Below are 24,008 nucleotides of genomic sequence, written 5' to 3'. Positions count from 1 at the left end.
TTATCCTATTTCTGTATGAAGACTCTACCTTTAGTTTTTAGCCTCCTATGCCTCATGCTTTGCTCCTGCCAGAGCGCCTACTACGGGGCGATGGAGAAATTTGGGGTCCACAAGAGGGATATTTTAGTAGACCGGGTAGAGGAGGCTCGCGAGGCTCAAGAGGAAGCTAAGGAGCAGTTTGAAAGCGCTTTCGATGAGTTTTTAGCAGTCTCCGAAGTAGATGTCGCAGAGCTGCGAGCGGTGTACGATCGACTACAGTCTGCGTTCGACGAAAGCGAAAAGAAGGCAGGGGATGTGATCGATCGAATCGAGGCGATCCAAGACGTTTCCAAGGCTTTGTTTAAGGAATGGGAATCGGAGCTCGACCAATACACCAACGCGGATTTGCGGCAGGCGAGCGCGGAGCAATTGGAGTCGACTCGAGAACAGTCGGATCGACTTATGTCAGCCATGAACGAAGCGGCGGTCAAAATGGATCCGGTTCTGGATGCGTTTCGAGATCAGGTACTATTCTTGAAGCACAACCTGAACGCCCAAGCGATCGCTGCCCTGAACAAAACCTCGATCGGCCTGCGAGAAGAGGTCGAAGTCCTGATTCGCCAGATGGAGGCCTCAATCGAAGAGGCTAACGCTTTTGTAGCCCAGATGCGGTCTTCCTCTTAGAAGGGGGGCTGAATCACTCTGGATACTCGGCGTTGATTTCGTCGAGTAGCTTGTTTTTCGATTCCTCGAGGCTCGGATGATCGATTTGTTTGAGCAGTTTACGAGCAGCGGTGTGATGCCCGAGTTCGAACCTCACTCTAGCGGTGTAGAGGCGAACAACTTGTTGCTCATACTCTGAACCGGCCATCTTGTAGAGCTCTTGCCAGACTCCAAGGGCTGTTTCCCAATTTGGGTTTTCCACATCGAAGTAAGCTTGAGCGTAACGTAATTTATGCTCGGGGCTTTGGGGGGCTCGCCTCGTGGCAGCCCGGAAATGCTTGATGATTTGGTCGTCGATCTCTTCGGGTGCGAACAGACCGTCTTTCAAGAAATAATCGCGATAGGCTACAAGGACTTCACCAAGCTGGTGGTGGTAGAGTGGCTCATCGGGATTCATGTCTCGGGCAAGCATGTAGAATCCGTATGCTTCGGTGTATTTACCTTCTTCTGCCATATAGTTGCCCAATTGGTTTTTCACCACTGGAACCATGGGGTCTAGCTCGTCGGCTTTGAGCATCATCGCATAGGATTCTTCGCGATTTCCGGTCCGGTTTAGCATGAGGCCGTAAGACACGTATACGGGCGCGTAATTGGGAGAGTCCGCCACAAGTTTTTGATAGCCGTCGAGTATGGACTGGAGCTCTCGTCTTACTTGATCGACGTCCTGATCCGATACGGCGCTCTCATAGCGTTCGTAGGCTTCTTGCTCGCGCTCGTTAAGCTGCTGGAGCAAGTAGACCGCCATGTTCGTCTTCTCGACTGGCTCTTTCTCTTTTTTTGCCTGAAGACCCGAGGGAAGTAGGATCGCGGAGACCAAGAGGGAAAGTAGGGTTAAATTTTTCACAGTAGCTTAGACCCTCTGGAGATGAATTGTTGCAAGCGGAAGCTTATTCTTAGGCCGCTTTTTAGCAGATCTTTTCCACCATCCCGATTTGCGTGGAGGCAGTGGAAGGCTTATGATGGGCATAAGAGCACTATGCCCTGCGGGCTATTTTTCGTGTTACTACTTAAAGTCGACCTTTATGTCTTTATCTCGTAAAATTGGGGTAAGTGAAACTTTCCCAAGGTAAAGTCCCCATTGAATTGGTCGAAACTTCAACATTCATGAGTTATGACGAGTCGCATCGAATGCAGGCAAATCTGAGTAAGCCTTGCCGAAAGAAACGAGGTAAAGGCTTCGTGACTGTTTGTGCACTCGTGTGGGCGGTTACTATCTCGGTTCCTCTTTGCCTTTTCTCAGCTGGGCACATGGCGGTATTGCCCGTGGCGACCGATTCGGTCTCCTCGTTTGTGGAAGGAGATTCCGAGGACTGGGGGCTAGTCCACGTGCTTGCGGAGGAATGTCCCTGTTCGCGCAGCGTGCTCGACTACCTTCTCGAACGCGGAGCGAATTCTGGAGTTCGCGAAGAGGTCATACTCTTAGATGCCACCGACGAATCGGTGGAAAAGCTGCGCGAGCTCGGATTTCTAGTATCCACCGCAGACTCGGAGGGTTTTTGCTCCCGTTTCGGATCGGAGGGAGTGCCCTTCTTCCAGGTCGTCGAAGGAGGAGCTAAGCCCTCCTACAGCGGCGCATATTTCGACAACGCATTCCGCGCGACAGGCGGATTCCTGGACCTGAAAACTTTATCGAGGCTGCAAGGCGGCGGCATCGTTGTGAACCGCCCCGTGTACGGGTGCGCTACCTCTGACAGACTTAAGGCGGTGCTCGATCCGCTCGGCCTAAAATACGCAATACGGAACTAAATAATGAATTCTGATACACATTTCGAAGTCGATTTCGACCGCCGCACTCACAAGCTGGCTTTGGGGATCCTTCTGCTTCACGTGCCAGTATTGGCGGGAGTAAGCCTCTATTTTGAGATGGGGCTTCTGGTGGCTGTTGGTCTGGGTCTGCTAATCGCGGCCGGTCCTATTGCTATTTTTCTCGCTGCTCCGCGATCTTTGCTTGTCCCGATTGCCATCGGTATCGCCGCTACTTCCATGTCGGCCCTGCTTATTCATTTGAGTCGGGGAATGATCGAGATGCACTTCCACATTTTCGCCGCGCTAGCCGCCTTGATTGGCTTGGGTTCTCGATCCTCAATTTTGGCTGGGGCGACGACTACCGCAGTCCACCACGTCCTCTTTTTCTTTCTGCTTCCAGCCAGCATCTTCAATTACGATGCGGGCTTCGGAATTGTAGTGGTTCACGCAACCTTCGTGATCGTGACTGGTGTTCCAGCTTTTTATATCGCCGCCCGCTACCGCAATTTTGTAAGGGCTCAGGGTATCATTGCTGAGCAACTCCAGGATATTGCTAGCTCCGTTAGTGGTCAGACTCAGCAACTGAGCACGTCTGCGAGGGATTTGGCAGATGGCGCCAGCCGTCAGGCTGCTTCCGTCGAGGAGACGAGCGCTTCTCTTGAGGAATTAGCTGCTGCGACGAAAGCTAACGCCGGAAATGCGCAAGAAGCGAAGCAACACGCCAGTGAAGCACGAGGAATTGCAGAGAAAGGGGCTAAGGAAGTTGAGGTCATGAGCGAAGCCATGGAGGACATCCGCAACTCCAGCGACAGTATCGCTAATATTCTAAAGACAATCGACGAGATTGCATTCCAGACAAATATACTGGCCTTGAATGCGGCAGTCGAAGCGGCTCGCGCTGGAGAGGCTGGAGCAGGTTTCGCGGTAGTTGCGGACGAGGTTCGCAGCTTAGCTCAGCGTAGCGCTCGCGCCGCTCATGAAACGGCTCAACAGGTGCAAGATGCCATTAGCAGAAGCCGCCGCGGCAGCGAGATCAGCGCGAGCGTGTCCAAGCAGCTCAATGATATCTTCACTATCACAAAGGATGTTGACCGCTTGGTTGCAGACATCGCGGAATCCTCCTCTCAACAGAGCACTGGAATTCATCAGATTTCTCAGGCGGTTGTAGAAATCGACAAGGTGACTCAGTTCGCGGCTTCCAACGCAGAGCGTACGGAATCGGACTCTAACGAATTGAGTTCCCTCGCGGATCGATTGCTTGGCGCCTTGGATCAGATCGAGGCGATTTTGGGTCAAGGTTCTTTCAAGAAGGTGAATCGCTCCTCGGGTTCGACTGCTTCGGTCGCTAGTGTAAGCCCAGCTCCGGAGAAGGACGAATTCGAGTCGAATCGCGAAAAGGAAAACCAAGACGACTTGGTGCTTTGGAACTAGCTTAGGTTAAGTCAGTTTCGCTTCAATCGAAGCGTCTTTATTCTCGTACAAAATGAATGGTTGTGCCGTGCTGGCCTAGCCATTCATTTTTTGCATATGGACAGTTCCAATAAGGTTATCGTCGAGAAATCCACTTCGTTTCCGCTCGAGGTTGTCGCGGCAGGCGAAGGAACCAGTCGCTCCGTTTTGATCGGTCCGACCGATGCTCCGAATTTCGCTCTGCGTAAATTCGTGATGGAGCCCGGGGGCGGAATGCCGGCTCACACGAACACGGTTGAACACGAGCAATACATTCTCAAGGGCGGAGCTGAGGTGGGTATTGGCGAGAAGGTATTCTCAGTCCGTGAAGGGGACGTGGTATTCATCCCGGCGGGAGTGCCTCACTGGTACAAGGCGGATGCTCAGACCGGGTTTGAGTTCCTCTGCATCGTTCCCAACAAAGATGACCGCATTGAGTTGGTCGACACGGGTTGTTAGGTAATGAATAACTACGTGTTCTTTGGGCTGCTTATACTCGCGGCTGTCATTTTCTACGTTCTCAAGCAAAGAGGGCAGATGAATTCAGAAGAGGCTAAGGCCGCTTTGGAAAAGGGGGCCGTGATCATCGATGTTCGCACTCAGCAGGAGTATATGTCCGGCTCGGTCCCCGGGGCCTTGAATTTCCCCCTCAACGAAGTTGTGGCTCGAGTCTCAAAGCGTTTTCCCGATAAGAAGACAGTGTTGCTTTGCCATTGCGCCAGCGGCATGCGGTCAGCCTCTGCGGTTAGCCAGCTTAAGCAGGCAGGCTATGCGAATGCCCACAATATTGGTTCCTACCAGAAGGCGCTAAGTTTGCGGAACTAGCTTTAACGGTCCACCCAGATAGAGGGGGGGAGGGGCCGAGATGCTCCAGTAAACAAAGGTTAAAGCTATGGCCCTTGTTTCAAGTTGTTGAAGCTAGGGTCCGATACTCAAGAAACCTGGCTCGGCAGTAGGTGCTAGTACCCCTTTGCCGGCTCGATCAATTCTTGCTATCGATGTTTCAAATACCCCCTCACCAGAAAGTCCTAATCGGTTTTTCAGTCGTCATGTCATCGGCTGGCGTTTTGGCCTTAAGTTCGATTTTGCTCATCTGGCAGTTCGGTCAGGATGCTCAGTCTTGGTTGTCTGAACCACCCGAAGATGGGGTCGTTCAGTCCCACGTATTTAGTTCTATTCGGCAGGTTTTGATCATTGGAGCTATCGGTACTGTGGTTTCCTTAGCGGCCATGATCTGGGTAAGGCAGATCTTTACTCGTACACTTTCTGGCATCGTTTCCAAACTACAGGTAAGTTCCGAAAAAGTGATGTCCGATGCCCAACATGTGGCGGAAGTCAGTTCGAATCTAGAAAGTGGATCTAGCAGTCAGTCTAGCAGTTTGAGGCAGACTTTGGAGTCTTTGGAGGTGATGGCGGGCGCAGTTCGAGATAACGCGAACCATGCGGATCGAGCCAACGATTTGAGCGGTAAAGCTCGGGAAGCCGCGGAGATTGGGGCTCGAGATATGGAAAGCATGATCGAGTCGATTCTCGCGATTCAGTCTAGCAGCGATGAAGTCGCGGAGATCATCAAGACGATCGACGAAATTGCATTTCAGACTAATATCCTAGCACTAAACGCTGCGGTCGAAGCGGCCAGAGCAGGGGAGTTTGGTTCGGGATTCGCTGTTGTAGCAGATGAAGTTAGGTCTTTGGCCCAACGCAGCAGTTCGGCGGCGAGCGAGACCACGCGAAAAATTGAAAACGCTATTACTAGAACAGGCCAAGGGGTTGAGCTCGTGAAAAAGGTGCGCGGCAGTCTCAATTCTATAGTAGAGATAAACCGAGAAGTAGACCTGCTGGCGGCAAAGGTGGCGGGAGCTAGTTGCGAACAGGATGCTGGAATCGGCAGGCTAAGGGAAGCGATCAGTCAGATCGATGGCGTCACGCAGATGAATGCTCAAGCGTCTGGAAGAAGCGCTCGGGCTACTCAGGGATTGCGAACAGAGGCGGATAGCGTGCTTTCGGCAGTGGCTGATTTGCAACGTCTGATGGGCAAAGAGTTGGAAATCCAGGCGAATCGGACTTAGCGGCCATTTGCCGGTTTTTCTGATGGGCTTGCTTCTCCGCAGGCAGATCTTTTGGTGGTGCCGATGAATATGAATTCCTGCCTTATTTGGTTTCGCCGAATCGCCTTTTGGGAGGGTGTTTCGACCGTGGTGTTGTTTGGTATCGCAATGCCTCTCAAGTATGGAGCTGGGATGCCGGAGCCGGTAACCTATGTGGGTTGGGCCCACGGACTTCTGTTTATGCTCTATGCGGGGTTGCTCGCCTTGAACTGGTTTAAGCTCCGCTGGAAACCCTCCCGAGTAGCCATATACTTTTTGGCATCTCTTGTTCCTCTAGCTCCTTTTTGGGTGGAACGATCGCTGAAGGACAAAAACGCCCCTGTTTAGGGCGTTTTTGATAAGCTGATGCGCTGATGATGATTATCGGATTTTATTAAATACCTAAAGGTAAGTATTTCCTCGATAATTTCTGCGATTTTTGAGACCCTTACCGTATAAACAAATCTAATGTTTAACAGACGACGTTCCTACTAGGGCGTCGTTTCGCATCAGGAGATAAAAATAGCAGTGCCTATCATTGAAAAACGTGAACCTAGTACCGAAAACGCTGACGCATCCAGCCTCCATCCTTGGAGAGGATTCCAGCCAGGCGATTGGCAAGCCGAGATCGATGTTCGTGGATTTATCCAGAGCAACTACAAGCCATACCTCGAGGATTACTCGTTTCTGACGGGTCCAAGTTCTCGTACAGAACAGCTTTGGAATGAGCTGAAGGTTCTTCTCGAGCAAGAGCGTGCCGCAGGTGGAGTACTCGACGCTGATACCAAGGTGGTTGGAACAGTCGCTTCTCACGGAGCCGGCTACATCAATAAGGACTTGGAGCAAGTCGTTGGTGTGCAGACTGATAAGCCACTCAAGCGTGCTATGCTTCCTTATGGAGGTTACCGCATCGCCCAAAAGGCTCTGCAAGCTCACGGCCGGGATATGGATCCCGAGACTCTAGATATTTTCAAGAAGCACCGCAAAACGCACAACGACGGTGTGTTTGCCTGCTACACCGAAGATATCCGCAAAGCGCGCAGCGCGGGTATCGTAACTGGCCTCCCTGACGGATACGGTCGTGGCCGTATCATCGGCGACTACCGTCGCGTCGCGCTCTACGGAGTGGATCGTCTCATCGCCGACAAGATGATGGCATTCAAGGCTATGGAGAGCGAGGACTTCAGCGAAGAGTGGGTACGCGATCGCGAAGAGATCCAAGACCAGATCCAAGCTTTGAAGGATCTGAAGACTATGGCAGAAGCTTACGGCTTCGATATCTCCAAGCCTGCCCAAAACGCTAGAGAAGCGGTTCAGTGGACTTACTTCGGATACCTAGGCGCAGTTAAGGACCAAAACGGCGCTGCCATGTCTTTTGGACGTACCGCGACTTTCTTCGATATCTACTTCGAGCGTGACTTCGAAGAGGGTGTTCTTAACGAAGAAGAAGCTCAAGAGATCATGGACCATTTGGTCATGAAGATGCGTATTGTCCGTTTCATTCGCACCACAGACTACGATGAGCTCTTCTCAGGCGACCCAACATGGGTAACCGAAAGCATCGGTGGTATGGGTGAAGACGGTCGCACCTTGGTAACCAAGAGCAGCTTCCGTGTCCTGCAAACCCTTTACAACCTCGGCCCAGCTCCTGAGCCAAACTTGACCGTACTTTGGTCTGAAAACCTTCCTCAAGGTTTCAAGGATTACTGCTCCAAGGTTTCGATCGAAACAAGCTCCATCCAGTACGAGAACGACGATCTTATGCGTCCGTATTGGGGTGACGACTACGGAATCGCATGTTGTGTATCCGCGATGCGTATCGGCAAGCAAATGCAGTTCTTTGGAGCTCGCGCCAACTTGGCGAAGGCAATCCTCTACGCAATCAATGGCGGTGTAGACGAAAAGAGCGGAAAGCAGGTTGCCCCGGCGAGCGAAGCATTCACTGGTGATTACCTCGAATACGACGATCTGGTCGAGCGTTTCGACAAGATGATGGACTGGTTGGCTGCGACCTATGTCAAAGCTCTGAATATCATCCACTACATGCACGACAAGTACTCTGCTGAGAACATCATGATGGCTCTGCACGATCGTGTTGTTTTACGGACGATGGCTTGCGGCATCGCTGGTCTCTCTGTGGCGGCCGACTCGTTCTCTGCTGTGAAGTTTGCCAAGGTTAAGGTTATCCGCAATGAACAAGGTTTGGCGGTCGACTACGAAATCGAAGGCGATTTTCCAAAGTACGGAAACAACGATGACGCCGTTGATTCGATCGCTAACAAATTGGTTGAGACTTTCATGGACAAGGTCCGCGAACAGCCTACCTATCGTAACTCCCTGCCGACCCAGTCTGTTTTGACGATCACTTCTAATGTCGTATACGGAAAGAAGACTGGAAATACTCCAGATGGTCGTAAGGCGGGTGAGCCATTCGCTCCAGGAGCGAACCCAATGCACGGTCGTGACACCAAGGGAGCGGTTGCTTCCATGGCTTCAGTGGCTAAGCTTCCATACGAGCATTCGCAAGACGGTATCTCTTATACCTTCTCGGTGGTGCCCAAGGCCCTTGGGAAGACGCAGTCCGAGCAGGTTTCCAATCTAAGTAACCTACTTGATGGATACTTCTCCGAAGAAGGTCACCACATCAATGTGAATGTCTTCGAAAGGGAAACACTGATGGATGCCATGGACCACCCAGAGAAGTACCCACAGCTTACTGTTCGTGTTTCTGGATACGCGGTTAACTTTATCAAGCTTACCCGCGAGCAGCAGCTAGACGTGATCAATCGGACGTTCCACAACATCCTTTGATCAACTGCTAAGCTTCCAATAGAGGATGTCGCTATGACAGCTTTCCTAGCTGAACCGACAATTGAGGAAGTGTCTACAGAGGTTATGCTCGAATCAATCGGGCATATCCATTCTGTGGAGACCTGTGGTACGGTCGATGGTCCAGGCCTTCGTTACGTACTCTTCCTCTCCGGCTGCCCACTGAGATGCCAATACTGCCACAATCCCGATGCCCAAGGAAGACCTGCGGGTAGCGAGAAGACGGCAGGTGAGGTTCTTGCCGATGTGGTGAAGTACAAGAACTTCATCAAACGCGGAGGGCTTACTATCAGTGGTGGCGAGCCGCTTATGCAGCCTGAGTTTGTGCATGCTTTATTCCGTGGAGCAAAAGAACAGGGTCTGCACACGACATTGGATACTTCTGGCTTCTTGGGGCATCGCGCCAGCGATCGCTTGCTGGATAACGTGGATCTTGTCTTGCTCGATATCAAGAGCTTCGATCCCACCACTTACAAGAAAGTGACCGGAGTGACCTTGAGTCCGACTCTAGAGTTCGCGAAGCGGTTGGACGCAAAGGGTATCGATGTTTGGATACGTTTCGTCCTTGTTCCGGGTTTGACCGACGCAGAAGAGAATATCGACGGATTGGCCGAGTTCGTATCCGAGCTCGGCAATGTCGCAAAAGTCGAGATCCTGCCTTTCCACAAGATGGGAGAAAGCAAGTACAAGCAAATGGATTTGCCTTATCATTTGGCAGATACATCTGAGCCCGAACCTGAAGAGGTCGAAAGGGCACGCTCAATCTTCGCGCGTCACGGCGTGAAGGCTATTTAGAACGGATCGCCTGGCAGATGCCAGGCGATCCTCCCTTTTAAGGGACTGTTTTCAGAAAATGAAAAAGATTAAGAATCGTTGGCTAATAGCCGCCTGTACGGTATGCGTGCATCTTTCGATCGGCGCTGTATACGCCTACAGTGTATATAAAAAGCCACTACTGGAAAGCAAAGGTTGGGAGCCTACGCAAACGGCATGGGCCTTCAGTATAGCCATTTTGTTTTTAGGCTTATCTGCGGCCTTTCTTGGCCCAAAGGTGGAGAGAATTGGACCGCGAAAAAGTGGAATGATTTCGGCTGTGTTTTACGGGCTCGGCTTGGCTGTGGCAGGGCTTGGAGTCCAGATCGGACAGCTCTACGTATTCTATCTTGGATACGGAGTTATCGGAGGAATTGGACTTGGAATCGGTTACATCTGCCCTGTGTCTAGCTTGGTGAAGTGGTTTCCTGACCGTCGAGGTTTGGCGACTGGGCTTGCTACCATGGGCTTTGGTTTTGGCGCCTTGCTCGCGAGCTTACTGATACAGGCATTCATAACCCGACTGGGTATTCCTCAGACCTTTTATGTCTTAGCGGCTGGTTATTTTGTGGTGATGATGCTGGCTTCCCAGTATCTGGAGCCGCCCCCAGAAGGCTGGTTGCCTGATGGCTACGAAGACTCACTCAAGTCAGGCAAGTCGCGTCAGGTACAGGACTTGGCTCAACTTACCTCGCTCGAAGCTTTGGGAACAGTGCGTTTTTATCTGCTTTGGAGCATGTTCTTTATCAACATCACCTGTGGAATCGCGGTGATTTCTGTGGCTTCGCCGATGTCGCAAGAGATCGCGGGTCTTACGCCTGCGGCTGCCGCGACGATGGTGGGTCTCATGGGGATTTTCAATGGGCTCGGCAGAATAGGTTGGGCATCCATTTCCGATCTAATTGGGCGCACGATGACCTATGTGGTCTTTTTCACGCTGCAGATATTCGCCTTCTTGATCCTGCCCAAGACAACTGGGGTTATCATGTTTCAAGTGGTCGTCTGCCTCATTGTTTCCTGTTACGGCGGTGGCTTCGCGGTGACGCCTGCCTTTATCGGAGATTTGTTTGGGACAAAACGGCTCTCAGCCATTTTAGGCAACGTGCTTACAGCGTGGGCAGCTGCCGGTTTGGTGGGGCCTTTGATCGCCGCAAAGGTTCGCGAGACGACTGGTAGCTATGAACAAACGCTACAGATTTTCGCCGGACTGTTCGTTTTCGCCTTGGTGGGAGCAGCATTGATCTACGTTAACATTCGCAAGATCCGTCAGCTTCAATTGAGCCAGGCTTAAAGTCATTTTAGCAATTCTGGAGGGCGGTCCCGCGAGTGCGGGGCCGCTTTTTTTATTGTTGGCTTCGGGACTTGCCAAAGACTCCGAAATTCTAGATTCAGCCCGCATGCAATTCGAGAACGTAACCGCCCTTGCCGAAGCAAACATCTATTTCGAGGGAAAAGTAGTTTCCCATACCATCATCACTGCGAGTGGCGATAAGAAGACTTTGGGAGTTATTCTTCCGGGAAGTTTTCATTTCGGCACCGCGGCTGCAGAACGCATGGATGTGACTGCTGGATCTTGTCTCGTGACGCTCGATGGCGAATCCGAGACCCGTGGCTACGAAAAGGGCAGCTATTTCGAGATACCGGCCAACTCCGGTTTCTCCATCGAAGTGGCCGAGCGTTGCGATTACGTTTGCTCTTACCTCGCTTAGCCGAGCTGGGTCTTTCCCTGCGGTGAGGAGGTGCTGATTTCAGACTTCTGTGCCTCAGTTTCGCACAAACGGTCAAGCCTTTGAGCAAAGCTTTGCGCTATCCTTTTGCCTATGCAGTTGATCCTCTCCATTCGAAAAGCGCTAGACCTGATCGAGACCCGATTGACTCAGTGCATTTCGATCCGCAATTGGACATTTTTGTAATGGAAAAATAGATACACTTAAAGAAATGATCCTAAATCGATTTAGCTGGGCTCAACATTTTTGTGGCCACCAAGCTACGACAGGAATCTCTTTTGCGAAGAGTGCGCTGGGGTGGCGTGAGCCGACCTTGAAGTTATCCAGCATCGAATTTTTCTCGATGTGAACGTTTGCCTTTTGCAGTGGCCATTTCGGATGCTGAACTTCGGCTCTGTGTAATTGACCGCTTCGGCTTTGGGAGTAGAGGCAGTATCGCTCTGTCGACCAATGTTCAAAACTGTCGGCTTGGGGAGTGATCAATTTCGATCCCGAGTAAGTGGCCCTGAATTCGCGTCGCTCATAGCGCGAGTCGTATCGCGTCTCCCCGTTCTGGTTTTGCACATCCATTTGGCCTTTGAAATAGGGGAGGTGAAAGAAGGTTCGAGCGAGCCAGACAGGAAGCTGGTTTGGTACGTCCAAACTAAAGAACCAGACTCCAGGTTTCCCATCCTTGATGACGTAGGTGCGGATGTTTATTTCTGGAAAGTCGCTCAGGAAGGAAGGCTTGGGGCAAGCTCGCGGGCTAACGCCTCTCATGGAAAAAGGAACGATTGCCAGCCATGCGGATCCTTCAAAAGTATCAACCTCTAGGTTGGACGGAATGAGTGACTGAAGATGTTTAGCATCGATTTCCCAATGAAGGAACAAAAGGTCGTGCCATTCTTGTTGCATGACCCACGGCCTGTCGGGTAACGACCAAGGTCGATGGTCGACTTGTTCAAAAGCGGGATGTCTCATCGTTCTTCTCAAGAGCTTGAACGATGGTAAACGTTTCGGCGGAGGCAGAGATTGCGGGTACTAATTCCAAAGAACTTCGGAGTTCCTCTCGCTCACTTGATTCGTAGTCGGCTGCGAGGTGAAGGAGGTCGTGCACTCAAGCGGGGATTTGGCCGCTTGTGGTAACCTACCCTTTGCTCCGTGTACAATCGAAGCTAGGTCGTCAATTAGAGCATTTAGCTGTTGCGCTTCGGATTTTAAGTCATGGGCAGCCGCTGCTGTTTCCTCTGCGTTGGCTGCGTTTTCGTGGGTGATTTTATCGATACTAAGAATCGTAGTATTTATATCGTGAATACCCGAAGACTGTTTGCTTGAGGCTGAATGGATTTCCTCGATCAATCCGCTTAACCGGGAGCTCTGCTCTTCTGCTCCTTTGAACGAATTTGCGGTGTCGGTTACCGTTTTGGAACCTGCTTCGATTTTCTGGACGGTATCGTCAATTAATCGGCCGGTGTCACGAGCCGCAGTTGCCGCTCTTTGTGCTAGGCCTCGTACTTCATCTGCAACTACCGCAAAACCAGTTCCTGCCTCTCCTGCTCTTGCTGCTTCGACTGCTGCGTTCAGAGCTAGAATATTTGTTTGAAATGCTATCTCATCGATTGTCTTGACTACTTTAGACGACTCTAAGCTCGACTCGGTTATGGAGATCATGGCTTGAGTCAGATTGTCCATGGCTTGACTAGCTTCCCTTACGACCGATTTTGTCGAATTCATCAAGTCTTGTGCCTGAGAACTGTTCTGTGCGTTTTGAGTAGTCATAGTACTCGTAACCTCGGACGCAGTCGAGGCTTGCGCTAAAGACGCAGCTTGTGTGGTGGCTTCTTCTGCCAATCGGGAGGAACAGTTCGATACTTGAAGGCTGGCGGCATTTATACGTTCAGCTCCCGATTCAATTTTTTCTATGATGTTATCTATCGGCTTTGAGATACTGCGAGAGAAATAGAGAAATGCGAGCGATCCGAGGATGGTGATGGTCGCAAGAATTGAAAACAACTTAAGAAAAAGTGAGTTGATGCTTGCTTCGACGTCGTCGACATAGATCCCTGAACCAACGATCCAATTCCAAGTGTCTTCCAACTTAACGTAGGAAATTTTAGGGGCAGGTTTTTGCAATCCGGGTTTGGGCCAGTAGTAATCTACGTAGCCGGCTCCTTCTTTTTTGGCGATCGCTACCATCTCGTTAAAAAGAAATTTGTCGTTCGGATCAGAGATCTCGGAAAGATCTTGGCCATTGAGCTCAGGCTTGACTGGGTGCATAACCATTTTGGGCCCCATGTCGTTAACCCAAAAATAGTTGCTAGAGTCGTAGCGTACTTTCTCGAGCATCAATTTGGCTGCGGATTGGGCTTCCTCTTGGCTTAAAGCTCCTGCCTTTTCAAGCTCGACGTAGCTACGGATCACAGCGTGAGCTACCTCGACCAAATTGCGTGTTTTCTCCTTTTTCTCCGAATAGAACTTCGTTTTTAGCTGAGGATATAGGCTAGCCGTTGCCAATGAGAAGAGCAGGGTAACTGCGATACCGAGCGTGGTTATACGAGTATTGAGCTTCAACTTACTAAACATTTGGAAATGGGGTAGGGGTATCGTTTTTTGGAGAGGGAAAGTTGCTTTTTCTCTTTGCTCGGTAACGGATGAAACCAAGGTTTTTGGAGCGAGTGGGCGTCTTTTTACCCAGCTTTTATCGCCTAATCGTTTGGCAGATCGCTACTAAAGGAAAAGGCCGAGAGCTCCACGTTCTCGACCTTTGTGTTTTGGAAAAAGTTGTCCTCTCTTATTTTTGCTGGAAGAGGTGAACGTCTCTTTGTGGGAAAGGAATTGTGATATCTTCCTCGTCGAATCGCAGCTTTATCTGCTCGTTGAAATGGAAAAACAAGTCCCAGTAATCTCCGACTTTTACCCACGGGCGAAATGCGAAGTTAACGCTACTATCTGCCATTTCGGCGACTCCAACAAAAGGTTTGGGATCCGCGAGTACTCTTGGTTCGGCAGCGATAATATCCTCCAGGATTTTTTTGACTTTTCGTATGTCGTCGCCGTAGCTGACTCCAGGCGTTATATCCAATCTACGGATACCCTTTTTAGTGTAATTTTCGATGACTCCACTCGTAGCCACCGAGTTCGGTATTATTTGTGTTCTGTGGTCGAGAGTGACCACCGTGGTGGTAAATATCCCGATTTCCTCTACGACGCCTTCCGCTCCACTCGCTACTACGTAGTCGCCGACTCGGTACGGCTTAAAGATAATAATTAGCACTCCTGCCGCGAAGTTCGAAAGAGAGCCTTGAAGCGCGAGGCCGACTGCGAGCCCAGCTGCACCGACCACCGCGACGAGGGAGGTCGTCTCGATGCCAACTTGAGTGAGGGCCGCGATAATGACGAACGTCATCATCAAAGCGTGCGCTAGACTTGTTGCAAAGCCGACGAGGGAAGCGTCGACTTTTCGTTTCTCCATCACGTTTCGGACCGCCTTGGTGATCAAGTTCACTATGAACTTTCCGACTAGGAATATGATGACTGCTGCCAGAACGGAAAGTCCGTAGAGGGAAACGGCTTCGACTATCTTTTCGCCGATTCCGTTGATATCGATTCCGAGAAGTTCAGATGACTTCTCGATGGCGCCGCTAGACGCTACTTCTTCTTGTGCCATGCTCGTTTGATTGGTTGTAGAGGGGAATTGGGGGCACGAATCGCTTTGCTGTTCGTCCTTAGTGAAAACTGTTCTCTCAATTGGTGTTCGGCAATGTCTTTCAGGTTACAAGCTCGCTCCCACGATTGGGCATGAAAAAGCCCCGAACGAACCGAGGTCGAACGGGGCTCAATGCGAAAGTTTAGCTTTGGTTGTTTAGAGTCCTTTAAACCATTCTTGGAAGTTTGCTCCCAAAATGGGCACTTGCTTGCGGCTACCTTCGAGAGCGCTGATCAAACCCATAATCCAGAATACAAAGCCGGCTAAGGTGCCGACTATCCAGATGAGCCAACCGAGGATAGGGATAACCGCTATGATACCGGTGGCTACCCAGAGTAATACGAGCCCGAGCATTTGGCGTATGTGGAAGCTGGCTTGTTCGTCTTTGGGATTGTTGGTGACGATTGCGATAACTAAGCCGATGATGGTGATGTAGGCAACGATGCCTCTCGTTTTTGGATCCATAGGAACTTTATGCTTTGAGGATAGGATTAAGGTTAAGGGTGATAGGTTAGGCAGTGTTTTACCGTGTAACAACCTCGAACTTGCGCTGGATCAACGGATATCAGTTCGCGTCAAAGGTCAGACGGGAGCGGTCTTTGAACACATTTGGGGCGGGAAAAATCCTGCTGTGGAATGAGAGGTAGTAGCCTGGCGGGAGGAATTGGGCTGCCAACAGGGCTTCCGTTACGTTTTGACGCGCATCCGAATCCTCGAATTCCGCAGGTTTCATAGCTCCGGTGAAAATGACAGGTATGGGTGTTTTTGCCGTTCTCTCGTAGCAAAAGCGAAGGGTATCGGCCATTGTGTCGGTCCCGTGCAGAACAATCATGCCATCGTAGCCAGAAGCGAGCCGAGATATTTCCTCGGAGATCTTTAAGCGATCTTCCTCGGTCATTTGAAGAGAGTCCTTGGCCATTACTTCATGCACGGCGAAATCCGTGTGGGGCAGGCGAAGTCGCTGCACGAGCTTCTTTTGCAGGATTGATTCCCGATTCGCGATCGTTCCTTCTGATTCGCAATACGATTTTTCTATAGTCCCGCCAGTAGTTATCGCAAGGATACGTTTTTTTTCGATACTCATCCGTCTCTATTTTTAGACCGATGATTATCGTTCCCTTCGGGAAGGCCAGCCCTATCCACTCTGGCTGTCTCTGGAGGCAAACGAGCCGGGATCAGAATAAATCTACGTTGTCTCCGAGGTCCTTAGCCTTCTGAGAAGAGCTCGTTTCTGTAGAGGCTGGATAGGTGTGCCGGTCTAGGCTAAAATCCTCGAACTCCTCAAATCCTCCGGTCTCGAAATCCGATTCGGCTGGGTGAGCATCCTGTCCTAGCGTTTTAAGATGAACCTCCTTCTCCGATCGCATCGTGTACCGGGAGAGTAGACTGCTCATAATCATAGGCACGTCGGCCTTGGCCTTTAGCCTGTCTGCCGCCTTTTTCGCCAGAGAAGAGATTTTCCTCTGATTTTCCTGCATGCCGTCGAGGGCTTCCAGCATGGTTTCCTCGAATTCTAGTCGCTCGCTTTGGTTTTGGGTTAGGGAACGAAGAGTTTCGGTGACTTGTTTGGCTCCAACTTGGGCGTGAGCGTACAAATCGTTTTGTTCCTCCAAATTTTCCTTCTCGAGCGGGAGCTCGCTAGAAATCGTTTCGTGAGCCTGGCTAGCCTGACGTTGTATGGTCTCCAATTGGTCGACGTTTTCGATTAGGACTGCTGACAAGGTATCTAACTGGCTCGAGATAGAGTGACACAAGTCACGTGTTTCGACGGAGATTTCACTGGTTTTAGCGGACAGAGTCTCCAGAGCTGTGTTGCCTCCGATGCGCGCGGCGTGGATCTCAGCATTCAATCCGATTAGGTGCAATTGGGCAGAAAGCGTCATGATTGTACTGCTGGCGCTATCGGTTTGGCTTCTGATTGGTTCGATCGTTCTGAAAGCTTCCTTGAGGAACTTTTCGATGTTCGAGACAGTTTGATCCGCCTTTTCGAAAACGCGTATCAGTGATTTACCACGGGCGGACTCACCCTCGTTGACTAGTCGGTTGCTGCTGGATCCTTGCGATTCGCTGTCCATCGATTTGATGGAAGAGATAATATCCCTCATACTTTTGTCTACAGACTGGTCGGCTGAGCGGAGTTCGTCCTTTATAGACTCGATTTGGTTCACAATCACCATTGATGCATTTTCAATGAAACGAAGGTGCTCTGTCTTTTGGGCCTTGTTCTTAGTCGTCTCCGCCTGCTCGAAGCGCTCGCGCGTTTCGTCTGAGGTCTCGTAAATGTGTCCAAGCTTTTGGGATACGATATCTTGAGTTTGCAGCGAGATGATCGCGTTGCCTATACAGTTCGAAATTTCGTCGCCATAGGTGTTCAATCGCGAGCTCGTAGCGATATTTTGCTCGAGAATTTCAGTTTGAGACCTGAGAGAGTTTTCCAACTCTCTGGTGCTTTCGTCCAGAACTTTAAGTTGGGAGCTGGCCTGTTGCTTCAGTGACTGGGAGATCTGATCTATTTTTGAGCGGTGCTTTTTAAGCGCTTCGAAATTATCTTTGAAGATGCCCGTCACATCTGTTTGCAGACGGTGGATTTCTTCAACGAGGGAAGTGAACATGACTTTGTCTGTCTGCTCGAGTGGGGCCGCCTCGACGGCGAATAGGGTGCGGATATAGGTTAGTTGACTGAAGGTCTGTTCGAGCTGGGGTTCAAAGGCGAGGGTAGAACCTATGCTCTGACTGCTGTTCTCCAGAGTCGTCACCAGTTCTTTGACCGAATCAGCTGATGATCCTATGAATTGAAGATGTGGCTGCAGGCTATTATCAATTCGTTTGACCGGATTCTGTTCCGATTGGCTGAGCTCCAGCATGGTGGAGCTTTCTTGTTTCAAGTGTTCGCTATTGGAGTGGAGGCTTTCCAAGGCTCCGCCAACCATGAGGAATTCGCTTTCGAATCTGGTGGACGAATTCTCTAGCTTTGCTTTGAAAGTAAGCGTATCCACAAAGCTCTGACTTAGGCTGTCATTGCTCCGGACTATTGCTTGCCTCGCCTTCTCAACGAAGCCGGCCAGGTTTTTGACCAGTGTCATCTTGCTAAGACTGTTTTTGAGGTTTGGCACCGTTTAGTTGAGTCCGTGCTGACGTAGTTTGTTGGCGACTACGATTTTAGATATTGGTTTGACGAGGTAGTCGTCTGCTCCGTTTTCTTTGGCTAGTCTAAAGGTTTCTTCGATGTCGTTGGCTGTAATTACAAAAAGCTTGATGTGGTTGTAGCGCGCTTCTTTGCGGACTCTTTTAATTAGCTCTAGCCCGTTCATTTTAGGCATGTTCCAGTCCACGAGAAGAAGGCGATAGGAGCTGTCTCTTTCCAGAATAGTTAGGGCTTCTTCGCCGTTGCAGGCCTCTCTAGTGGCTACGTTTTGAGATTTCAGTATCAGGGCTGCCACTCGCCGAATGATGGGAGAGTCATCAATAATAATCGCTTTTGTATTCATTTTTTAGGGATAGCGCGTGATTTGTTTGGGGCAACTTGTGCTCTTCAGAACGACTCTTTGATTTGTGGCTAAATTAGTTGGGCAGGACTTTGGTGACCAATGCGAGTAGTTGTTGCTGATTGAAGGGTTTGACGATCCATCCAGTCGCACCTGCCTCTCTACCTTGATTCTTCTTCTCAGGTGAAGATTCTGTAGTGAGGAGCACGATGGGAGTGGCTCTGTGCAAGGGAGTAGAGCGGAGTTTTCTAGTCAGCTCGATACCGTTGAGCCGTGGCATGTTGACGTCGGTAATGATCAGATCAACAGGCTTGGATTGTAGCATCTCGTAGGCTTCTTGTCCGTCTGCGGCTTCTAGGATTTGGTGTCCGGTCGGTTGCAGGGTGAAGCGGATCATCTTCCGCATGGTCTGGGCGTCGTCTACTGTTATGATTGTCTTGCTCATGAAATATTGAGTTGGCTTGTCTCGAGTGCAAAACTAGGAGAGTTCCGAGTTAGAATTCGGTAGAAACATCCAACGGAGTCGTACCTATTTACCTTTAGGCAATCATTGTTGATAATACGTATGATTACGCGAGTTTTACGTATTCAATCCGCCAATCGGTTTCGCGGACATTGCTCAGGGGACGGTGATCCCTGACAGAAAAGGGTGAATAGTTGGTTTGGATTGGTCACTTATTTGATGTTTAGAATTAGGTTAACTTATTACAATAACGGCCAAAAAATAAGCGACTTTTGTAAAAAATGATAACCGACTAATGTTAGAATAGATTAGCTTATTTCGCTTTTTGCTTAGTGGCGGAGGCGTATTGTTGCCTGTCCTTTTTGAAATTAGCGTGTTGCCTGGCCTTGCTGGCGGATTATGTAAAGCGAGCATGGGGTTTAGGGGGCTTAGCGGATTACCGGCAAACGTATGGATCTTGGCTGGCAGCCAATTTCTGGCCATGAGCGCCGTGCCCATGATGGTGCTTGTGAGCAGTCTTCTAGCTGTGGAAATCGCACCCTGGGAATCTTTGGCGACTCTTCCTATCGCCTGTATCGTGATGGGAACGGCGAGCGGAAGCATTCCGGCGGCGTTGTTGATGAGGAAGCTGGGTCGCAAGAGGGGTGGATACCTAGGGTTCTCGTTTGCTTTGCTCTGCTGCCTAGCGGGGTATTTTGCGGCGACCCGTGGATCTTTCGTCCTTCTGGTTTTAGCAGGCTTTTCGATGGGGATCGCTTCTGCGTTTGGGCAGCAGTTCCGATTTGCCGCTTTGGAAAGCGTAGGGGATCCCGCAAAGTACGGGCCAGCCTTGTCGGTCTTTATGGGGGGAGGTTTGGTCTCGGCCTTCCTTGGGCCCGAAATTGGAGTCTGGGGCCAAAATCTGGTCGCGAGTGGGCACAATTTTGCGGGATCGTTTTTGCTTCAGTCGGGAGTGGTCCTTTTGGCTGCGGTTCTTTTTTCACTCTTTCGAGAGCCAGAAATGAAGGAGCAAAAATTGGTGCAGGCCACCGGCTCGCTGGGCAAGATCGTAGCCTCTCCGGCTTTTTTGGTGGCCGCTTTTGCCGCCACCCTGAGCTACGTGATGATGAGCTTTGTCATGACGGCAACTCCACTTACCATGCGGGAAGTTTGCGGTTTCAGTTTGAGTGATACCAAGCAGGTAATCCAAGGCCACATAGTCGCTATGTATTTGCCCAGTCTTCTCAGTGGCTGGCTCATGAATCGAGTCGGGCAAGGCCGATTGATGTTAGTTGGCTCAGTAGCTTACGCCGGGGTTTTGGTGATCGGGCTTTTCGGCCAAGAGCTGGTGCACTTTTGGGGAGCGTTGATTCTTTTGGGGATTGGCTGGAATTTCCTCTTTGCCTGCGGCACTGCTCTTTTGCCGGCTGCCTACGAGCCGCATGAACGTTTCAAGGCCCAGGCTGCGAACGATTTCACGGTTTTTGGATTCCAGGCTGTGGCGTCCTTGTCCGCTGGCTGGTTTCTGTTCAACTTTGGCTGGACAACGCTGCTGTTGTTTTGCGCACCGCTTGTCCTAGCGGCTTTCGCCCTCTCAGTTGTGCAGATCAAGAGGGAAAAGGGTACGAGCCAGATGTCTCTCTGACTCGCGTATCGAGGTCCGCAAGCCGCTTAGCAAGCGACCACTTTGGCGACGCGTTGGTCGTGCAAGCCCTGTTCTCCGCCTAGAAGCAGGTCGATCACGTCGTTGGCGTCGTAGTCGCTTTTGCCGTTTAGGAAGCGAGGGAGGTCTCTCATGATTCCGGAGGTAACGAGCGGGTATTCCAATCCGCCCGACTTCATGGAGTGAGGGAACCCGGCTGTCGCGAGCAAACCGTTGCAGAGACAGCGACGTCCCGAGCAATCTTCGGCGTCACCACCTTTTTTCAGGTAGTCGGCCTCTGGCTCGGCGGCGCATCTCCAGCCGATTTTGCCATCTTCTTTTTGGTAGGCGGTTCGCAGATACCCGTGCAGGCACGGTTGGCGTTCCCGCTCCGCTGCATCTCTGCCACCCTCTGTTCCGAGAAGGTCGAGAGTTTTGAAAGGATAACCAGTAGGGGAGCCTCTACCCTCGGTACGAGTCTTGAGTTGGTCCGCGACTGCGTAAGCGATGGCACGGCGGCGTACGGTGTTTTCCATGCCAGAGTCCGAACAAAAAGCGAATGCGGTTCCCACTTGGATTCCGCTCGCTCCGAGAGCCTCTGCATTCGCAAGGGAGGAAGCGTCGTCTTGTCCCCCAGCTAACCAGAAAGGTAGATTGAGGGCTTTGATTCGGTCCAAGTTCGCCTCGTCTTTGGGCCCGTAAACGGGGTCCTCGTTGCTTTCCACCTTCCAGCCTCGTGGTCCAGCGTTGTGGCCGCCGGCGATAGGTCCTTCCACAATAAAACCGTCAACTCCGCCGGAGCGGGCGAGGGACATGGCTAAAACGTGTGAGCTGATGATAGCTAGGAATTTCGGCCGCTCTATTTGGGCTCCATTTGTTTCGACGATTTTGGGGTCGAAGGGAAGCTGTACGTCGTCACCGTTTTCCACGTTCAATTTCAGTGAACATGCCTCGTGCTGGCAAAGTTGATCCATCAAGGCAGGAACGTCGCGAGGGATTCCCGCACCCATTAGCACCGCGTCGACTCCCGCGAGCAAAGCCCCGTAGAGGATGGGCAATGTGGGGGCTTGGATCTTTTCTAGTAGGTTGATTCCAACTGGCCCGGATGCTTTATGCTTCGCCAGCCAGACTTCGCAAAAAGAAGCGAAGGTAGCCAGTTCCAGCAGAGCTTTCGGTGGGTTAATGCTGAACATGGGTACTGGCTTGTAGGCCCCAGGCTTTTCAAGTCCATCGGCTTTGAACCAGCGATCGATCACGCGCTGGGCCAAGTTTTTGTCTGGGAAGCTTTCTGCGGCTTGGCGAATTGAGCCGTCGCGGTCCCCCTCCTGAAGTCTACAGGCAACAACGCGGTCGATCGCAGTACCGGAGACGACACCCATTTGGCCTCGGTTTGCGACTGCTCTGGCTAGTCGCCAACTAGAAATTGCGATGCCCATGCCGCCCTGGATGATCCGAGGCAGCGGGGTGGAGGTCAGATCTTTAACCATTGGGCAGACTTAGTAATAGCGGCGTTTCTAATACAGCGAATAAATGACAAAAATGTATTTATTAGTATTAGGAATAGGACTCAGCGCTCTGGCGAATAGTGGGCCGCGTCTAAGCGGGGTAGGCTGCAATTAAGCAGACTGGCTGGGTCTCAGGAAATGAGGCACCATCTCCCGCCAGTAACGGCCTCGATGAGCTCGACCATTCCAGTAATGGAGTCCGTGCCAAATCCCTTTGTCCCAGAGGATGCGGCTAAGATGCTCATTGTTGGCCCGGAATGGGTCTTCATCGCCAATGACTAGCGTGATTTCCATCTCACGAAGGGCCTTCATCTTTTGCTCGCAATTCAGGCCTGGGAGGAAATGGGTTGGCGTATTGAAGAAAACATCGTCGCAGTAGTAGCCGTCGAAGAGATTGCGGAAGTCGTCGACTTCTAGGGTCAGATCGAAGCGTCCTGAAAAGGCGATAAGCTTGTGGAATCGTTCGGGATGACGAAAAGCGATATTGGCGGCGTGAAAAGCTCCCAAACTGCATCCGTGCGAAATCGTTTTTTGACCCGGGTTTTTCAGCTCCATGAGAGGAAACACCTCGTCTAGGATATAGCTCTCGTAGCGTTCGTGGCGCTTGACGCGTCCGTGGGGATGGGCCCACCAGCAGTAGAAGCTCTCGGTGTCTATGCTGTCCACGCAATAGAGTTGCAGCTCCCCGGCTTCGATTTGCTCGCGAACTTGCTCCACCAGTCCCAAGTTTTCGTACTCGTAGAAGCGTCCTCCTCTCGTGGGAAAAACGAGAACCCGAGGGCCTGCTTTTCCAAAGACGAGCATCTCCATCTCCCTCTCTAGGCGAGGGCTCCACCACTTATGATATTCCCGATTCACTGTGCTTAACTTTACCAGATTTGCTATTTGGTTGGCGTGAAGAACTCGCGAAGTTCCTGCAACAGGCTCGTGTCTTCCTCTTTTTGACTAGCGTATTCGTGATGGCCGGCGGTCAAAGTGAAGAGCTGACGCACAGATTCCGGCAGGGCGTTGTAGATGGCGAATTGCCCAGGAGGAGCGACTGCGGGGTCAAAACGAGCGCATGCGAGGTGAGTGGCGGTTTTCATATACTTTGCGGTGGAGGCAGCGTCGAAAAAGGAAAGCGTTCGGGTCGCGGCGCCCGGATTCCGCTGCTCAAATTGTTGCACTCCGGAGCCGCTGCCGACGGTAGCAAGTTTCATGCGTAAGGGGTGGTGACCGAAGGTCGGAACGTTGGAATGCATGCGGGCAATTCGTTCCTCCCACGGAGCTGCCAGAGCATTGGTACCCCCAGAGAAGCTGATTCCTAGAAGGTTCGCGTTGCCGGCAGTCTCTGGAAAGAGCTCCAACATAGCGCTGACCCCCACCCAGATATCGTCCACACAACCGCCGATAATGTAGCGGTCTGGATCATCTATTTGGTGAATGACGTGCTGGTTTGGGTCGCTAGGAATTCCCGGGGCTCGACTGCGGCTAATCCCCCGTGAGCAAGGGAACAGCAAGGCAGCATCTTCGAAGGGCAGATGAGGATCGGGTTCGTCGCGGCCTCCGTAACCATGGCCGATGAGGAAACTTCTGCGTATCGGACTGTTTTCCGGCAGGAGCGCCCAACCGTTTATGGTGAAGGAGTCGGTTGATTGGTAACTCAAATCGTAGACCTTCCAGTTTCCCAACCGTTTGCCTGTGTCGCTCAAGCGGGGATCGGGCGATTGGTTGCGAGCTCGCTGGTAGCGGTTTTGCCAGAATTCGGCAAAGCCATCCGGTTCTGGTGGAGCTTCGATTGCCAGCAGGTCCTCTCGACTATAGCCGTAGCTAGGGTCGAACGGGTATCCGTGGTCTAGCTTTTTCCCATCGATGTAGATTGACGTCATCAGGTGCTCGATAGTTCAGAGGCGGATA

24 protein-coding genes are annotated in these 24,008 nt (G+C 51.3%); 12 read left to right on the top strand and 12 right to left on the bottom strand.

Going from position 1 to position 24,008, the window contains the following annotated elements; all coding sequences use genetic code 11:
* Positions 1 to 15 precede the first annotated feature (15 nt).
* Positions 16 to 663 (top strand): DUF2959 family protein, encoded by a 648-nt coding sequence (locus tag H5P27_RS11980; protein ID WP_185660627.1) that lies wholly within the window; start codon positions 16 to 18, stop codon positions 661 to 663.
* Between the two features lie 13 nt (positions 664 to 676).
* Here H5P27_RS11980 and H5P27_RS11975 read toward each other — a convergent pair whose 3' ends face one another.
* Entirely contained in the window at positions 677 to 1,546 is an 870-nt protein-coding gene (locus tag H5P27_RS11975; protein WP_185660626.1) for a tetratricopeptide repeat protein, read from the bottom strand.
* 404 nt (positions 1,547 to 1,950) lie between these two features.
* Here H5P27_RS11975 and H5P27_RS11970 point away from each other — a divergent pair, with 404 nt between their 5' ends.
* From H5P27_RS11970 to ppnP, 10 genes are all read left to right on the top strand, one after another.
* Positions 1,951 to 2,448 carry a hypothetical protein gene (locus H5P27_RS11970; protein ID WP_185660624.1) on the top strand — a complete coding sequence of 166 codons (498 nt, stop codon included), beginning with the start codon at positions 1,951 to 1,953 and terminating at the stop codon, positions 2,446 to 2,448.
* Between the two features lie 3 nt (positions 2,449 to 2,451).
* Positions 2,452 to 3,879, top strand: coding sequence for a methyl-accepting chemotaxis protein (locus tag H5P27_RS11965; RefSeq protein ID WP_185660623.1), 1,428 nt, complete (start codon positions 2,452 to 2,454; stop codon positions 3,877 to 3,879).
* Between the two features lie 96 nt (positions 3,880 to 3,975).
* The gene (locus H5P27_RS11960) at positions 3,976 to 4,356 is read left to right on the top strand and encodes a cupin domain-containing protein (RefSeq protein WP_185660622.1); all 381 of its coding nucleotides are present in this window, start codon (positions 3,976 to 3,978) and stop codon (positions 4,354 to 4,356) included.
* 3 nt (positions 4,357 to 4,359) lie between these two features.
* Positions 4,360 to 4,722, top strand: a complete 363-nt coding sequence (locus H5P27_RS11955) for a rhodanese-like domain-containing protein (protein WP_185660621.1) — start codon at positions 4,360 to 4,362, stop codon at positions 4,720 to 4,722.
* A gap of 173 nt (positions 4,723 to 4,895) precedes the next feature.
* Entirely contained in the window at positions 4,896 to 5,966 is a 1,071-nt protein-coding gene (locus tag H5P27_RS11950; protein ID WP_185660620.1) for a methyl-accepting chemotaxis protein, read from the top strand.
* Between the two features lie 63 nt (positions 5,967 to 6,029).
* Positions 6,030 to 6,332: a DUF3817 domain-containing protein gene (locus H5P27_RS11945; RefSeq protein WP_221774694.1), complete on the top strand. Its 303-nt coding sequence runs from the start codon at positions 6,030 to 6,032 to the stop codon at positions 6,330 to 6,332.
* Between the two features lie 189 nt (positions 6,333 to 6,521).
* A complete protein-coding gene (gene pflB, locus H5P27_RS11940; protein ID WP_343075584.1) occupies positions 6,522 to 8,795 on the top strand; it encodes a formate C-acetyltransferase in 2,274 nt (757 codons plus the stop codon).
* A gap of 33 nt (positions 8,796 to 8,828) precedes the next feature.
* Complete coding sequence (gene pflA / locus H5P27_RS11935; RefSeq protein WP_221774693.1) at positions 8,829 to 9,608, top strand: pyruvate formate-lyase-activating protein; 780 nt, start codon at positions 8,829 to 8,831, stop codon at positions 9,606 to 9,608.
* Positions 9,609 to 9,666: 58 nt separating this feature from the next.
* Positions 9,667 to 10,917 (top strand): L-lactate MFS transporter, encoded by a 1,251-nt coding sequence (locus H5P27_RS11930; protein ID WP_185660618.1) that lies wholly within the window; start codon positions 9,667 to 9,669, stop codon positions 10,915 to 10,917.
* A 106-nt stretch (positions 10,918 to 11,023) separates the two neighbouring features.
* Positions 11,024 to 11,335: a pyrimidine/purine nucleoside phosphorylase gene (gene ppnP, locus H5P27_RS11925; protein ID WP_185660617.1), complete on the top strand. Its 312-nt coding sequence runs from the start codon at positions 11,024 to 11,026 to the stop codon at positions 11,333 to 11,335.
* Positions 11,336 to 11,590: 255 nt separating this feature from the next.
* Here the strand turns inward: ppnP and H5P27_RS11920 are convergent, their stop codons facing one another.
* The 8 genes from H5P27_RS11920 to H5P27_RS11885 all read right to left on the bottom strand — a co-directional run bounded on the left by H5P27_RS11920 (position 11,591) and on the right by H5P27_RS11885 (position 18,968).
* Complete coding sequence (locus H5P27_RS11920; protein ID WP_221774692.1) at positions 11,591 to 12,247, bottom strand: YqjF family protein; 657 nt, start codon at positions 12,245 to 12,247, stop codon at positions 11,591 to 11,593.
* Positions 12,248 to 12,373: 126 nt separating this feature from the next.
* Positions 12,374 to 13,915 (bottom strand): cache domain-containing protein, encoded by a 1,542-nt coding sequence (locus tag H5P27_RS11915; RefSeq protein WP_185660615.1) that lies wholly within the window; start codon positions 13,913 to 13,915, stop codon positions 12,374 to 12,376.
* A 208-nt stretch (positions 13,916 to 14,123) separates the two neighbouring features.
* Positions 14,124 to 14,999 (bottom strand): mechanosensitive ion channel family protein, encoded by an 876-nt coding sequence (locus H5P27_RS11910; protein WP_185660614.1) that lies wholly within the window; start codon positions 14,997 to 14,999, stop codon positions 14,124 to 14,126.
* 195 nt (positions 15,000 to 15,194) lie between these two features.
* Positions 15,195 to 15,503, bottom strand: coding sequence for a DUF4870 domain-containing protein (locus H5P27_RS11905; RefSeq protein ID WP_185660613.1), 309 nt, complete (start codon positions 15,501 to 15,503; stop codon positions 15,195 to 15,197).
* Positions 15,504 to 15,603: 100 nt separating this feature from the next.
* A complete protein-coding gene (locus tag H5P27_RS11900; protein ID WP_185660612.1) occupies positions 15,604 to 16,122 on the bottom strand; it encodes an asparaginase domain-containing protein in 519 nt (172 codons plus the stop codon).
* A 91-nt stretch (positions 16,123 to 16,213) separates the two neighbouring features.
* Positions 16,214 to 18,151 (bottom strand): hypothetical protein, encoded by a 1,938-nt coding sequence (locus H5P27_RS11895; protein ID WP_185660611.1) that lies wholly within the window; start codon positions 18,149 to 18,151, stop codon positions 16,214 to 16,216.
* 3 nt (positions 18,152 to 18,154) lie between these two features.
* Positions 18,155 to 18,526: a response regulator gene (locus H5P27_RS11890; protein WP_185660610.1), complete on the bottom strand. Its 372-nt coding sequence runs from the start codon at positions 18,524 to 18,526 to the stop codon at positions 18,155 to 18,157.
* A 73-nt stretch (positions 18,527 to 18,599) separates the two neighbouring features.
* On the bottom strand, positions 18,600 to 18,968 hold the full coding sequence (locus H5P27_RS11885; RefSeq protein WP_185660609.1) for a response regulator: 369 nt from the start codon (positions 18,966 to 18,968) through the stop codon (positions 18,600 to 18,602).
* A gap of 499 nt (positions 18,969 to 19,467) precedes the next feature.
* Here H5P27_RS11885 and H5P27_RS11880 point away from each other — a divergent pair, with 499 nt between their 5' ends.
* Positions 19,468 to 20,610, top strand: coding sequence for an MFS transporter (locus tag H5P27_RS11880; RefSeq protein WP_185660607.1), 1,143 nt, complete (start codon positions 19,468 to 19,470; stop codon positions 20,608 to 20,610).
* 26 nt (positions 20,611 to 20,636) lie between these two features.
* Here the strand turns inward: H5P27_RS11880 and H5P27_RS11875 are convergent, their stop codons facing one another.
* The 3 genes from H5P27_RS11875 to H5P27_RS11865 all read right to left on the bottom strand — a co-directional run bounded on the left by H5P27_RS11875 (position 20,637) and on the right by H5P27_RS11865 (position 23,980).
* Entirely contained in the window at positions 20,637 to 22,094 is a 1,458-nt protein-coding gene (locus H5P27_RS11875; RefSeq protein ID WP_185660606.1) for a nitronate monooxygenase, read from the bottom strand.
* A gap of 129 nt (positions 22,095 to 22,223) precedes the next feature.
* On the bottom strand, positions 22,224 to 22,970 hold the full coding sequence (locus tag H5P27_RS11870; RefSeq protein WP_185660605.1) for an alpha/beta hydrolase-fold protein: 747 nt from the start codon (positions 22,968 to 22,970) through the stop codon (positions 22,224 to 22,226).
* A 23-nt stretch (positions 22,971 to 22,993) separates the two neighbouring features.
* On the bottom strand, positions 22,994 to 23,980 hold the full coding sequence (locus tag H5P27_RS11865) for an acetylxylan esterase (RefSeq protein WP_185660604.1): 987 nt from the start codon (positions 23,978 to 23,980) through the stop codon (positions 22,994 to 22,996).
* Positions 23,981 to 24,008 lie beyond the last annotated feature (28 nt).

This window comes from Pelagicoccus albus, from assembly GCF_014230145.1.
GTDB lineage: Bacteria > Verrucomicrobiota > Verrucomicrobiia > Opitutales > Opitutaceae > Pelagicoccus > Pelagicoccus albus.
The sequence above is the reverse complement of the archived record's forward strand: the minus strand, read 5'-3'. Positions and strand labels throughout refer to the sequence as shown.